This is a genomic window from uncultured Pontibacter sp. (assembly GCF_947502515.1).
Taxonomy (GTDB): Bacteria; Bacteroidota; Bacteroidia; order Cytophagales; family Hymenobacteraceae; genus Pontibacter.
The window spans coordinates 46,770-60,610 of record NZ_CANNAI010000008.1; the positions used below are offsets into that span (position 1 = coordinate 46,770).

Annotated in this window: 12 protein-coding genes; 10 read left to right on the forward strand and 2 right to left on the reverse strand. The window is 53.1% G+C overall.

Annotation, left to right across the window (positions count from 1 at the left end; translation table 11 throughout):
• Positions 1-116 precede the first annotated feature (116 nt).
• On the forward strand, positions 117-572 hold the full coding sequence (locus Q1A54_RS17690) for a PepSY-like domain-containing protein (RefSeq protein ID WP_299990769.1): 456 nt from the start codon (positions 117-119) through the stop codon (positions 570-572).
• A gap of 94 nt (positions 573-666) precedes the next feature.
• Here Q1A54_RS17690 and Q1A54_RS17695 read toward each other — a convergent pair whose 3' ends face one another.
• Positions 667-3,093 (reverse strand): outer membrane beta-barrel family protein, encoded by a 2,427-nt coding sequence (locus Q1A54_RS17695; protein WP_299990771.1) that lies wholly within the window; start codon positions 3,091-3,093, stop codon positions 667-669.
• A 312-nt stretch (positions 3,094-3,405) separates the two neighbouring features.
• Between Q1A54_RS17695 and Q1A54_RS17700 the strand changes: the two genes are divergently transcribed.
• From Q1A54_RS17700 to Q1A54_RS17735, 8 genes are all read left to right on the forward strand, one after another.
• Positions 3,406-3,882 (forward strand): DinB family protein, encoded by a 477-nt coding sequence (locus Q1A54_RS17700; RefSeq protein ID WP_299990773.1) that lies wholly within the window; start codon positions 3,406-3,408, stop codon positions 3,880-3,882.
• Between the two features lie 128 nt (positions 3,883-4,010).
• Positions 4,011-4,778 (forward strand): DoxX family membrane protein, encoded by a 768-nt coding sequence (locus Q1A54_RS17705; protein WP_299990775.1) that lies wholly within the window; start codon positions 4,011-4,013, stop codon positions 4,776-4,778.
• A 106-nt stretch (positions 4,779-4,884) separates the two neighbouring features.
• On the forward strand, positions 4,885-5,253 hold the full coding sequence (locus tag Q1A54_RS17710) for a hypothetical protein (RefSeq protein WP_299990777.1): 369 nt from the start codon (positions 4,885-4,887) through the stop codon (positions 5,251-5,253).
• Between the two features lie 99 nt (positions 5,254-5,352).
• Complete coding sequence (locus tag Q1A54_RS17715; protein WP_299990779.1) at positions 5,353-6,714, forward strand: HTTM domain-containing protein; 1,362 nt, start codon at positions 5,353-5,355, stop codon at positions 6,712-6,714.
• A gap of 116 nt (positions 6,715-6,830) precedes the next feature.
• Complete coding sequence (locus Q1A54_RS17720; protein ID WP_299990780.1) at positions 6,831-8,276, forward strand: S41 family peptidase; 1,446 nt, start codon at positions 6,831-6,833, stop codon at positions 8,274-8,276.
• Between the two features lie 109 nt (positions 8,277-8,385).
• Complete coding sequence (locus Q1A54_RS17725) at positions 8,386-9,243, forward strand: alpha/beta hydrolase (protein WP_299990782.1); 858 nt, start codon at positions 8,386-8,388, stop codon at positions 9,241-9,243.
• 122 nt (positions 9,244-9,365) lie between these two features.
• The gene (locus Q1A54_RS17730; RefSeq protein WP_299990784.1) at positions 9,366-9,983 is read left to right on the forward strand and encodes a hypothetical protein; all 618 of its coding nucleotides are present in this window, start codon (positions 9,366-9,368) and stop codon (positions 9,981-9,983) included.
• A gap of 92 nt (positions 9,984-10,075) precedes the next feature.
• A complete protein-coding gene (locus Q1A54_RS17735) occupies positions 10,076-10,348 on the forward strand; it encodes a hypothetical protein (RefSeq protein WP_299990786.1) in 273 nt (90 codons plus the stop codon).
• Between the two features lie 25 nt (positions 10,349-10,373).
• Here the strand turns inward: Q1A54_RS17735 and Q1A54_RS17740 are convergent, their stop codons facing one another.
• Entirely contained in the window at positions 10,374-11,324 is a 951-nt protein-coding gene (locus Q1A54_RS17740) for an NADP-dependent oxidoreductase (RefSeq protein WP_299990788.1), read from the reverse strand.
• A 259-nt stretch (positions 11,325-11,583) separates the two neighbouring features.
• Here Q1A54_RS17740 and Q1A54_RS17745 point away from each other — a divergent pair, with 259 nt between their 5' ends.
• Positions 11,584-13,791 carry an acylase gene (locus Q1A54_RS17745; protein ID WP_299990790.1) on the forward strand — a complete coding sequence of 736 codons (2,208 nt, stop codon included), beginning with the start codon at positions 11,584-11,586 and terminating at the stop codon, positions 13,789-13,791.
• The last annotated feature ends 50 nt before the right edge of the window (positions 13,792-13,841 follow it).

The window sequence follows — 13,841 nt, forward strand, 5'->3', positions numbered from 1 at the left end:
TATAAGAAAAGGGGATTTCCAGGGTTGATATATTCTGTTAAGTAAGCGTATGCGAACACAGAATATATCAACCTGTTTATCTTTTAAACCAATTATAACCTAAACGAAGAAGAGCTATGAAAAAGTTAGTTTTAACCCTGGCGCTGGGATTCGGTATGAGTACCGCCGTATTTGCCCAGGATAATGTGCCGGAACGTGTAAAGACAAGTTTTAACAACAGCTACGCCCAGGCTAGCGATGTAGAATGGAAAGCAAAAGATGATACCTATTATGCCAAGTTCGAGATGAACGGCACCGACCACTGGATCATGTACAATGCCGACGGTACCATCAAAAAGCAGGGCCGTGAAATTGAAGTAAACCAGCTGCCTCAGGCAGTGCGAAACACCATTAGCCAGCAGTACGCCAACCGTACCATTGAGAAGGCCAAGACAGTAGAGAAAGACGGCCAGACCAGGTATATGGCTAAGTTGGAAGGCGATGATGAAGACCTGAAAGTGGTGTTCAACGCCGATGGTAGCGTAGAAAAAGAAAAGGATAAAGACAAAGACAAGAACAAGCGCAAATACTAAGGTATAGGCGCAGTCTATAACACAGAAAAGGGCAACCCGGATGGGCTGCCCTTTTTTATGCCAAAATTTTGCAGGCTATACCTGATGATAGGTACTAGCGGCCACCCTTGTCGTCGTTGTTGATCTTTTTGCTGCGCTTGCCGCCGTTGGTGTTCATCTGCCCGAAGCGCCACTCAAAGGACAAGCGTACCGAGCGGTTGAAGTTGAACGAGCGGGACTCGTAAGCAAAGGTAGGGTCGTTGCGCTGACCGATCTGCTTGATGCTGCGGTTGAATGGGTTGTTCACACCCAGTGTGACGCTGGCCTTCTTATCCAAGAACTCACGCTTGGCCGCAAAGCCGTACCAGTGCCAGCCTGAGTTGCTGCTCTGCAGGTTCAGCCAGCCGGAGCTGTAGTTGCCGTAAGCCTGGAAAGAGTAGTCCTTCGGCAGTTTGTAGGTGGTGTTCATATTCATGCTCCACACCAGTCCGGAGTTGCTCAGGTTGCGTGCCGGACTTTCTACATCAAGGTAACGCAGGTCAGAGCCGCCGCTCATGTTCCAGTTCTTGTTCAGCTGACCTGACAGGTTCAGGTTTACTCCATAGATCTTGCGTTGCGCCACGTTTTGGGGCGACAGAATTGATACGCCGTTTTCATCAACCTGCGACAGGTACTCAATCGCATTGTCGGTATAGCGCCAGTAGAGCGCCGTGTTGATGTTAAGCCCTTTATCGGTGCTCATGCTATGTCCTAGTTCTACGGCGTGGTTCAGTTCAGGGTCCAGGTAAGGGTTGCCGGTGCGCAGGTTCAGTGTATCGCTGGCATCTACCCAGGGGTTGAGGTACCAAATGAGCGGCCGTTGGATGCGCTGGGTATAGCTGGCTTTCAGGGTATGCGCCTTTATACCTTTCGACACCGAGATGCTCGGTATCAGGTTGGTGTACTCGTTGCTCATTTTGGTTTTAGTACTTTCAAAATCACCTGAGATATCGGTGTGCTCCAGGCGGGCACCTGCTTTGATGTTCCACTTCGATTTGGTACTCAGGTGCAGGGAGGTATAGCCGGAATATACCCGCTGAAAGTAATTGAAATCGTTGGACTGGCTTGGGTCAGGCTCCAGCGGACTCACCCCGTCCAGCGACTGCAATACCCTGAATTCACTGCCGATATCGCGGCGGATGGCCTTGGCACCCACTTCCAGTTTCAGACTGGTGGTGTCGCGGAGGCCGTTCAACTTAAAAGGATGGGTATAGTCCGTTTGCAGGGTGTATTCCTTGTTCCGGCTGAAGTTCTTGCTTTGCTGCCGGAAGGTGAGCTCGTCACCGGAGGTATAGTTCTCGGCCTCGTACTCGTAGTTGTCAGGCATGCGGCTGTACTGCGACAGGATGGAGAGCTCCTGCTCCGGTTTAAAAGTTTTGGTATAGCCTAGGTCCAGCTGTCCGTTGCCGTAGGGGTTTGTGTAGCTCCTTTCTGATCGGAAATTTTGGAGCAGGTTGCCATTCGCATCACGGAGCCTGTTCAGAATGGTATTGTCGTTCGGGAAATCTCCACCCCATACGTTGGCCGAAAAGTTAATGCGGCTTGTGGAGTCCGGGTCGTAGTCGATGCTCATTTCGCCGTTGCCTCCAAAACCGGTGTTATCTGCCCAGGTAGTTTGCTCGAAAACAGAAACAGGCTCCCCGTTTACCAGGTTGGTGCGCGTACTCTCCATGCTGTATTTGTTACGGTACTGATAGCCACTAGCCGAAAGAGAAATGCCGAGTTTCTTTTTGCGATAGTTCAGGTTAGTGCCCAGATAGCGGTTCAGGTTGCCGGTGGTCACGTTGGTGGAGCCATTGAAGCCCTGCAGGCCCTTTTTGGTGATGATGTTGATGACACCGGCCGAGCCTTCCGCATCGTAACGGGCGCCCGGACTTGTGATCACCTCCACCGACTTGATGTTATCGGCGGGCATCTGGCGAAGCGCCTCGGCCAGGTTGCGGGCCATCATGCCGGAAGGCTTGCCATTCACGAGTACCTTGATGTTGCTGTTGCCGCGCATCTGCACGTTGCCGTCGAGGTCTACGGTGAGAGTAGGCACTTTACGCAGTACGTCCGCCGCGTTGCCCCCAGCGTTGGAGACATCCTTTTCAGCATTGTACACCAACTTGTCGCCTTTATCTTCCACCAACGCTTTCATGGCCGTTACCTCCACCGCGGCCAGCATTTTGCTGTCAGAGTTGAGTGGAACCTTGCCGAGTTGTAGGTCAGGACGCTCGGCTGTCAGTGTGATCGGGAGTTTTTTAGGGCGGTATCCCAGGAAAGTAAGCTCCAGGGTATAGCTGCCCAGGGGCAGGTTGGCCAACTCAAATTTGCCGTCACCGTCTGCGGCGGTTCCAGATATAAGTTTGTCGCCGTTTTTGAGTACGGCATTGGCATAGCCGATGGGGGCTGCGGTCAGTGAGTCGCTGAGCACACCGCTCAATTTGCCCGGATGGGCCATCTGTGCCATCGTGCCATTACCAATCAGCAGCAAGAGCATTAAAGTAAATAACTGTTTCATAATTTTATTTTGTGAGGATAGAGTAGGTTAATTATGGCAAACAGAACCCCGGGTAAAGCCAGAAGCTATACCTGCAGGTGGGTGAATAAGTGTTGAATTGGTGTTTTACTGATGCGAATTTGAACTATAGATGTAGTGCTTATGCCAATGGTTGCCTCTGCGCCTCAAATATTTTTTATTTTTTTCCAGGATGTTGCTCAGTGCCTTCTTAAACGAGGTATAGCAGGGGAGCCAAACCCAGATCGCTAGGGCCTGCTGCACCCATCTCAACCCGGGACAGGTATAGCAGTATGAGCTTGTAAAAAGAAACCGATGAAACAGGAAAAACAATTGCGCGATCACCTGGAAAAACTGATGCGGATGGGACAGGCCTATCGACCGATGGATGAGCTGCTGCAGGGGCTAAACCTAACGGAAGCCGGGCGGCAGGTAGAGGAACTGCCCTATACCATCTGGCAATTGCTGGAGCACCTGCGCTTCGCCCAGCAAGACATCCTGGACTTTTGCCGCAACCCCGATTACCAGGAACCCGACTGGCCCGACGATTACTGGCCCGCCGACGTAACTCCAGCCGATCAGCAAACCCTGGACCAGACCCTGCAGGCAATAAACCGGGACCTTGAAGCGATGGTACAGCTGGTGCAGGATACCGAAAACGATCTCTTTGAACCCATACCGCATGGCAACGGACAGACGCTCCTGCGCGAAGCCATGCTGGTGGCCGAGCACAATGCCTATCATTTTGGCCAGATCGTGGTGCTGCGGCGCCTGCTGGGTGCTGATCTATAGGGAGAGGAGGTGCAGCTTATGTTAGCCGTTTTATTCGGGGTGTTGGTCTAATAGATTTTCATCTGAAAGCTGGATTTTTATACTTGAGTATTAAATTGATACCCATTGTAAACCAGCTGTTTAATGCCATGCTTCAAAACAAAGACATCCTGCTGCTCCTGATCCGGCTCTTTCTGGGCTATATCTTTTTTTCGTCTGGTATCTGCAAACTGACGGGTGGAGAATTCGGTCAGCTGATCGGGCCGCCCTGGCTCGAGGAGCAACTGGCGCAGTACGGGCTAGGGCTGTTTGCCAAAGTAGTGGCGGTGAGTCAGGTGCTGTGCGGGACGCTGCTGCTTTCTCAGCGCTTCAGTTTGCTCGGAGCCATTATGCTGGTGCCCATGAACGTGGCCATACTCGCCGTGACTGTTTCGCAGCAGTGGGCCGGCACGCCCTATGTCAATACGGTGATGCTGTTGCTAAACCTGACGCTGTTGTTACTGGAGCGGGACAAATTCCGCTTTCTTTGGCAGGCCAATCGGAGTTATCAGATCAGCCCCTCTGTGACAGACGCCATAGGCCAGAACCTGTACAGCTGGCTGGGGATTGGCCTTTGTCTGCTGACCCTGGCGGCGGCTCCTTTCAATATCTTTTTGACTAATGCATTTGCCTTACCGGCTTTCGCTGCTTTTGCCGCTACGCTGCTGCGCAGTGAGCTGGTCGTTAAGCTCGACAGAGTGTTGCTGGCATTGCCTTTTGTAGCCATGACTTTTGTCACGATGGGCCTTCGAATTCCACACGTGCTTTGGGGCTTAGGAGGCGTGCTGCTGCTCGAAGGGCTGCTACTAATGGTGCGGCTATACCTGGGCAGAAGGCAGCAACGCGGTACGGTAGAAGCTGCCGCCCTGGCGGGTTAAAAAGAAGCGGCGGCTATACCTTTACAGCAGGTATAGGCAGCTTTCATCCTGCACGTCTCCTCCTAAATTTCATCCGTAAAATAAGAGGAGGAAGGGGCGTTAAAAAATGGAACAGATCCAGCAAGAGGAGCTTGAGATACGAAACCACAAACTGCTGCTCATCAAAGTAGTGCATACCCTGGTGTGGGTGTTCTACAATGTCGTGATCTTTTACCTGCTCTATGCCGTCATCGCGAACCGGATCGACAAGTGGGTCTGGATCTGCCTGGGCCTGATCGTGCTGGAGGGACTTGTGCTGCTGGTGTTCAACAAAATGTGTCCCATTACCGTCGTGGCCCGGCACTACTCCGACTCAACCAAAGATAATTTCGATATTTTTCTGCCTAACTGGCTGGCCAGGTATAATAAAGCGATCTATACCACAATCGTTCTCATCAGTGTGCTTATATTAGCCTACCGTTTGGTGAAGGAGTAATTGGAGAGAGCGTGGCTATACCTGGAGCAGGTAAGCTGTGCGGAAAGCGGTGGTTATTTGCAACCCGGCTTCCTCAGAAGTCATACATCCTGAATCGCTATGCAGCAGCTCATCAAGCCGATCGGCATTTACCCGCTGGTTTACTTCCGCATCCTGTTCGGGTTGCTGATGTTCTGCGAAGGTATAGGTGCCGTGCTCATCAACTGGGTGCAGGAGCACTACGTGGAGCCGACCATCCATTTCAACTACATCGGGCTGGAGTGGATCAGGCCGCTGGCCGGCAATGGCATGGTATACCTGTACCTGTTCATGGCGCTGCTGGGCTTCCTGATCATGGTGGGCTGGCGCTATAAGCTCACTTCCTTTCTGTTTTTCCTGCTCTTCGGCTACAGCTTTTTCAGCGAAAAGACGCATTACCTCAACCACCACTACCTCATCTGGCTGATCAGCGGACTGATGGTGACCCTACCCGCCCATCGCAAATACTCCCTGGATGTGCGCAGGCAACCGGAGCTGGAAACAGAGGTGGCCCCGCAGTGGACGCTCTGGCTCTTCCGGGCGCAGCTGGTGCTGGTGTACTTTTACGCCGGTGTGGCCAAACTGCAACCCGACTGGTTGGCCGCAAAATCCATGAGCATCTGGATGTCCGCCAAAACACACTTCTACGTGATAGGTCCCTACCTGAACACCCCGGCTATGATACAACTGGTAGTGTGGGGAGGGCTTTTCTTTGACTTCCTGATCGGCTTTGCCCTACTCTGGCCGCGCACCCGGATGGTGGCTTTCTGGGTGGCCTTCGCTTTTCACATTTTCAATTCGGCGGTGTTTCATGTGGGGGTTTTTCCTTACTTCATGATCGCGGCCAATGTGCTGTTCTTTAGCCCGGAGCAGATTGCCCGCTGGTTTTTCCGGAAAAGGATCTCCCCCGAACTCCTGCAGCATGCTCCGCTCAAACAGCCCCGCTGGCAGCTTCGGCTGGGGGCGCAGTTCTGTGTGCTATACCTGAGCTTCCAATTGCTCTTTCCACTGCGGCACTTCTTTATTCCCGGCGACGTGAACTGGACCGAAGAAGGGCACCGTTTCTCCTGGCGCATGATGCTGCGCACCAAGCGCGGGCACGTATACTACCAGGTAAAAGACCCGGCCACAGAGCAAGTGCTATACGTTTCTCCAAACGACTACCTGGTGCGGGAGCAGCTGAAGGAACTGCCCAAGCACCCGGATATGATCTGGCAGTTTGCGCAGTTCCTGAAACTGGAATATCAAAAGAAAGGGATTGCCAATCCGGAAGTATATGCCATCTCCCATATCAGTCTCAATGGCTATCCGCCGCACCCCATCGTAGACCCTACCGTGGATCTGGCGGCTATACCTTATACCTGGGGAGCCAAAAGCTGGGTGACGCCACGGCCCGAGGCAGACGGTTGGCCCTGGGTAAAGCAGATCATTTCAGAGAAGTGATCAGCTATACCTGTTTTGCAGAATACCACTGTTATTTATGGGATAATCTATAAATCTGTTTAGCTTTCAGTCTCGGAAGGAGGGAGGGACAGCAAATAAACCACAGAAAAAGCAGCATGAAAAGCAATTTGTATCGAAAACCCATCCAGCTTCTGCTGTTCTTTTTGATGCTGTCAGCACCCGGACGCACGATTGCGCAGCACAAGCCGATCATGTTTGCCGCAACGGATGTGAAAGCCGATATGGCCTATGCTTACGAAACGCTGCAAAAGGCCCATTTCAACCTCTACGCCTATGTGAGCAAGCGAGACTATGACGCTGCCTATGACGATTTAGTGAAGTCGATCCGCAAAGACTCCCTCAGCATGCTCGAGACGACGATGATGATGCAGCGGCTACTGGCGATCGGCAACGTAGGGCATTGCGAGGTGGATTTCCCGGCCGCATCTTATATCACTTACGCCACGCAGGGCGGCACCGTGCTTCCGCTCGAGTTGGCCTTTGAAGATGGCAAAACCTTTGTTCGCAAAAGCTATGTGCCGGATTCCAGCGTGAGAGCAGGGGACCAACTGCTGCAGCTCAACGGCAAACCAATCCGGAAAATAAAAGCTGCGATCCATCCCTACCTGTCAGCCGAGCGGCCCTACTTCAAAGATGCCAAACTCGAGTTCTGGTCTTTTCCCCGCTACTACTGGGCCGTGTTCGGGCAGCAGGAGGCCTTTAAAGTAAAAGTGAAGCATGCGGACGGGAAGCGCAGCGCCCATACCCTGGAGCCGATCACCGTGATGGGTTACGAGGCAAGCCGGGGAGGCGAGATCCTGAAAAACGAGCGCTCCTTCAGGTATATCGATGATGTTGCCTACCTGCATCCTGGCCCTTTCAGCTCAGCGGAGCCGGACGGGGAGGCGCAATTCAAGGCCTTTATCGACAGCGCTTTTGTGGACATCAACACCCGCCAGGCCCGCTACCTGATCCTGGACCTGCGTAACAATGCCGGTGGGCACAATACCTTCAGCGATTACCTCATCGCCTATTTTGCAGACAAGCCTTTCCGCTGGTTCTCCGACTTCACCGTCAAAACTAGTAAGGTACTCAAAACCCAGACCCGCAAACAGTTCCCAAAGGCTATACCTGACGACTATACCCGCCAGATCCTGGAGACTCCTGATGGCGAGACCTTTGCCTACGCTCAAACCATGCAGCAGCCTATGCCGGAGAACAGGCGGTTCAAGGACAAGGTATACGTGCTTGTCAACCGCCAATCCTACTCCATGGCGGCGGTGAGTGGAGCGCTCATACAGGACTATGGTTTTGGCGAGATCGTGGGAGAGGAGACCGGCGACACACCAACCCTCTATGCCGCGCAATTCAGCTTTCAGCTGCCCCGCACCAGCGTGGAGCTCAAGGTACCGAAAGGCTACATCGTGCGACCAAACGGTGACGAAAAACTGGCAGGCCTCATACCGGATCATCTTGTGCGCGACCACCTGCTCGACGAAGATGACGAAGTACTGCGCTATACCCTGGACAAACTGATCAGGCCGCTACAGGCAAAGCAATAACATCAGCCTATACCTGGAAATTCAGGACCAGTGATACCAGTTCACGGAACCAATTGCTTAGGCAACGGTAAACAAAAGGAGTGATCTCTGAACAAAAGACTCCATGCCTATGACCAAGTTGCAACACCGCTATTTTGATTTACCGGATGTGCGCCTGCATGCCGTGCGGGCAGGAGACGAGACTGGCGAGACACTTCTGTTTCTGCATGGCTTTCCGGAGCATTGGTATGGCTGGCACCGGCAGCTCGACTTTTTTGCAGCAGCCGGCTACGATGTGGTAGCGCCTGATCAGCGCGGCTATAATTTGAGCAGCAAGCCCAAAGCGGTAGAAGCCTATACCTTGGACAAACTCACCGGCGACATCGTGCGGCTTATCAGTCAGCTGGGCAAGGAGCAGGTGGTACTGGTGGGACACGACTGGGGCGGCCTAGTGGCCTGGACACTGGCCATGCATTTTCCGCACCTGCTCCGCAAACTTGTCATTCTGAACATACCCCATCCGGCCATCATGCAGGAGCACCTCCGGAGAAATCCGAAGCAGATGCTCCGCAGCTGGTATGCCGCCTTCTTTCAGCTGCCCCTGCTCCCCGAGCAGGCAGCACAGGCTTTCGACTTTAAAGCGCTGTCGCAGGCCATGACCGGCACCTCCAGACCTCACACTTTTTCAGAAGAGGACCTGGCCATTTACAAAGAGGGCTGGCAGCAGCCTAACGCCCTCACCAGTATGATCAACTGGTACCGGGCCTTCAAACACAATCACCTCGACCTTAGCAGTAAAATAGAAGTACCCACCTTCATGATCTGGGGCAAAGAAGACACAGCACTAGGCGTTGAGATGGCCGAGCCTAGCATTGCTCTTTGTCCGAAGGGCAGGCTGGTGTTTCTGGACGAGGCAACACACTGGCTGCACCACGAGCAGCCGGACAGGGTGAACCAGGAGATATTGACATTTCTAAGGAGCAATTGATAATCCTGGCAGGAGATATACCTTGTTGTTAATTGGTGAAAGTGGTTGATTATCAGGTGAAAGTGTGCTTTGTTTATACCTGGTGCCGTATAAATAAGGTGGTGATTTTAAAAGAGCATGCTATGAAAAAAATGTTACGAACCTGGGGGCTACTGGCCTTCGCTTGCTTATGGAGCCTGACGGCCTGTGAGGAAAAGGACAGCGCCGATCCTGCTGTCGATCTCTCGTTCACATCCGCTGAATTCCTGCTGGATGATCTGGATGCCTTATCAAAGCCGCATCTGCGGGACGGCTGTGATAAAAAACAATTCAACATCCATACAGTGGCAACCGCTCAGACCGAACGGCACACACTCGCATACATTCTGCCGATGCTGCAACTGCAGGCAACCCAGGCGGGCAGTATCCGGGATTATGCCCAGGAGCACCAGCGTACTACTGCTAACCCCCGCGGCAGCATCAGTATCATTCACCAGGAAATCCTGATGAAAGCCAATGCCGAGCGCGACATCCTCCTGAAAGCCTATAATGATAACCGCATCAGCTTTGCACAGCTTGAAGAAAGGCTACAGGTACTGCACGACCGGGTAGAAGCGGAGCTTCGTAACCATGAAAGAAAACAGGAGCACATGCAGGTGCTGCGCAGTCAGCGGTCAGCGCTTTTCCAAAACATCGAATCCGTGCTGGACCGTGAGCAGCTGCACCAGTGGACTAGCTGGAGGCGCAGTATTCCGTCGTAAGTTACTGCAATGCACTAAACAAAAAACGCTCACAGCTGCTAGCAGTTGTGAGCGTTTTTTACATACCTTGAAGCATCATGTGATTTAATGCTATGTCCTCAGCCTACAAACCCATCGACCAAAATTACCGCGAGCTGCTCGAAGCACTGGTGGCCAAACGGGCCGCCACCCGGCTGCAGTTCTACTCCGATATCGGCGAGTTTCTGACGCTGCACGCTACCTTGAAAGAGCTTGCGCAACGCGGAGAAGAAGAGTACCTGGTACTGACCACCGGCGAAGAGATCCGGCTCGACCGCATTGTGCGGGTTGATGACAAACCTGCGCCGGGTTACGATGAAAGTTTCTTTCAGTGTGACGTCCGCTAGTGCTGCTCTCAGGTGCGTCTGTACCTTAAGGCACGAGCACGATTTTACCACGGGTGTGCTGCGTCTGAATCTGGTTCAGAGCCTCGACTGTATCTGCTAAGGTATAGGTTTGGCTCACGTGCACCTTCAATTTACCAGACTCGGCATACTCCCGTAGTTTGTCCAGCTGGCTGGCGTTCGGCTCCACAAACACATACTGGAAATCAATAGCAGGATCGAGTCCCTCCCCATGATGCAGGATAGAAACAAGCTTGCCCTTTGGCTTCAGGGCGGCGAGGCTCTGTTGCAGGGTGTCGCCGCTGGCGCAGTCAAAGATCAGGTCCACGCCATCCGGAGCGACCTCTTTGGCAGCTGCGCCCACATCCTGGTCTTTGTAATCGATCGTAAAATCGGCCCCCAGCTCTTTCATAAAAGCATGATTCTTTTCGCTGGCTACCCCGATCACGGTGGCGCCACGTGCTTTGGCAAGCTGTATACCTAAGCTGCCCACACCACCGGATCCGCCCAGTATCAGCACCGTCTGGTTCTCCTGCAAATTGCCCGCATCAAACATCGACTGATAGGCCGTTAAGCCGACCAGTGGAATGCCGGCCGCTTCTTCAAATGACATGTTCTGCGGTTTCCTGGCCAGGAAGCTCTCCGGTATGACAGTGTACTCAGCAAAGGTGCCATGCTGCACCACGGCGCGGCGGGCGTAGGCGTATACCTCGTCGCCTACTTCAAAACGACGGGCGCTGAAACCTCTGTCCTCTACTATACCTGCCATATCCCAGCCCGGAATGATCGGGAATTCGTAAGGGAGGTAATCCTTCAGATAACCTTCCCGGACGGCCGCATCCACCGGGTTCACACCAGCCGCCTTTATACGCACCAGCACCTCGCCCTCTTTTACTTCCGGCACATCGACTGTCCTGATCTTTATTTTGTCAGCACCACCGAACTCATCGTATACCGCTGCCTTCATTTGTTTTGCCATAGCTTGTTTTTATAATTTCGTTTTGGTTTATGCTCTCACTTTTAAGCAAAAGCTCTTATTGGAGGATAAGCTTATACATACGGCGACTGTCGGGTAAGTTTCCACGGAAGTGCAGGCGCAGGCGCTGGAAAACAGAAGCAGTAGCCATCCCAGACTATCCGAATGTTGTCCTTACAGCACGAGGAGCACATCGTTTCTGCGTTTTTCAGAATTATGCTTAAATTGGTAGATCGAATCTCAGCTTATCTACCTTAAAACCATGAACTATCTCTTCAAGCCCCAGGCGTTCCTGCTGCTTTTATTCATCTTCGTTTCTTCCTGCGCCACCACCCCCAAAACGGATACCGCAAACGAGGTGGCGAAGTGGGAAGAGCAGGCTGCCCGCGTTACCATCATGCGCGATGATTTTGGCGTGCCGCACGTCTATGGCAAAACAGATGCCGATGCCGTGTTTGGGCTCTTGTACGCCCAGTGCGAGGACGACTTCAACCGCGTGGAGCGCAACTACATGTGGGCCATCGGTCGACTGGCGGAGGTAGAAGGAGAGGAGCAGCTTTACAGCGACCTGCGTGCCCGTTTGTACATGACCGAGGAAGAAGCCAAGGCCGAGTATGAAAAGAGCCCGGCGTGGCTGAAGGAGCTGTGCCAGGCCTTTGCAGACGGCATCAACTACTACCTGCATACCCACCCGGAAGTGAAGCCGAAACTGCTCACCCGCTTTGAGCCCTGGATGCCGATGTACTTCAGCGAAGGATCTATCGGCGGCGACATCGAGAGCGTGTCTACGAAAGGCATCAAAGCATTTTATGAAGAAGACAGATCACTTGGGCTGAACAGCGCCGGCCACGGCCTAGTGCAGCCTGCTCTGCTCGACGAACCAAAAGGCTCCAACGGCTTTGCCATTTCAGGCAAGCACACGGCTTCCGGTGATGCCATGCTGCTGATCAACCCGCATACTTCTTTTTTCTTTAGAGGTGAGGTGCATGCCGTGAGTGAAGAGGGTTTGAATGCCTATGGTGCCGTTACCTGGGGACAGTTCTTCATTTACCAGGGCTTCAACGAAAAGACCGGTTGGATGCACACTTCTGCTTATGCCGACGTGATCGACGAATTTGAGGAGACCATTGTGAAGCAGGAAGGCAAGCTCTTTTACCGGTATGGCGAGGAACTGCGCCCGGTAGAAACGCAGGAGGTAAGCCTAGCCTACAAAGACGGTGAGGAGCTGAAGCAGAAAACTTTCACGACCTACCGCACTCACCACGGACCGATCACACACATGAACGGCGACAAGTGGGTAGCCACCGCCCTGATGTGGAAGCCGGTGGATGCGCTGATCCAATCTTATACCCGCACGAAGAAAAGCAACCTGAAGGAGTTCAACGAGATGATGCAGATGCGCACCAACTCATCCAATGCAACGGTGTACGCCGATGCCGACGGCAACATCGCCTACTACCACGGCAACTTCTTCCCGAAGCGCGACACTTCCTTCGACTACTCCAAACCCGTTGACGGCAGCAACCCGAAAACTGACTGGAACGGTCTGCACACGCTCGACGAAACGATCCGCATCATGAATCCACCAAACGGCTGGATTCAGAACTGCAACTCCACACCTTACACGGCCGCTGCCGAGTACAGCCCCAAAAAAGAAGACTATCCGGTTTACATGGCGCCATCGGCTGAAAACTTCCGGGGCGTTCATGCTATTCGCCTGCTCAAGCAAGCAGAAAACCTGACGCTCGATAAACTGATCGAGCTGGCTTACGACCCATACCTGCCGGGCTTCGAAGTGCTGATACCCGGTCTTGTAAAAGCCTATGATGCCCAAAAACCGAACGACCCGAAATTAAAAGCAGCTATCGACGTGATGCGCAACTGGGACTATGCCGTGTCGAAAGAGTCGGTGGCGATGTCGCTGGCGCATTTCTATGCTACCAACCTGCTGCGCGACGGCTCTGCGCCAAAAGGCCATATCATGGAGCGCTTCGACTACTATGCCAACACAGCACCGGCAGCGGAGCGACTGGAGATCTTCCAAAAGACCATCGCTGAACTGGAGCAGGACTTCGGTCAGTGGAATACGCCTTGGGGTGAGATCAACCGCTTCCAGCGTCTGACCGGTGACATCAAGCAGCCGTTTAACGATGCGGCTCCGAGCATTCCGATCGGTATGGCATCCGGCAACTGGGGAGCGCTCGCTTCTTATGGAGCTAACCGCTACGATACCAAGCGCCTGTACGGCACCTCCGGCAATAGCTTTGTGGCCGTGGTAGAGTTTGGTGACAAGGTGAAAGCCAAGACCATCCTGGCCGGCGGTCAGAGTGGCGACCCAGCATCCCCACACTTCAATGACCAGGCCGCCCGCTATGCCAATGTAAACTTTAAAGACGTAGCCTACTACCGCGAAGATGTAGAGAAAAGAGCCAAAGCGACTTACAAGCCGGGGCAGAAGGTGAATAAGTAGCAGGTATAAACTGATAAAGTAGAAAGGTCCGGGGTGTAAAGTCCGGACCT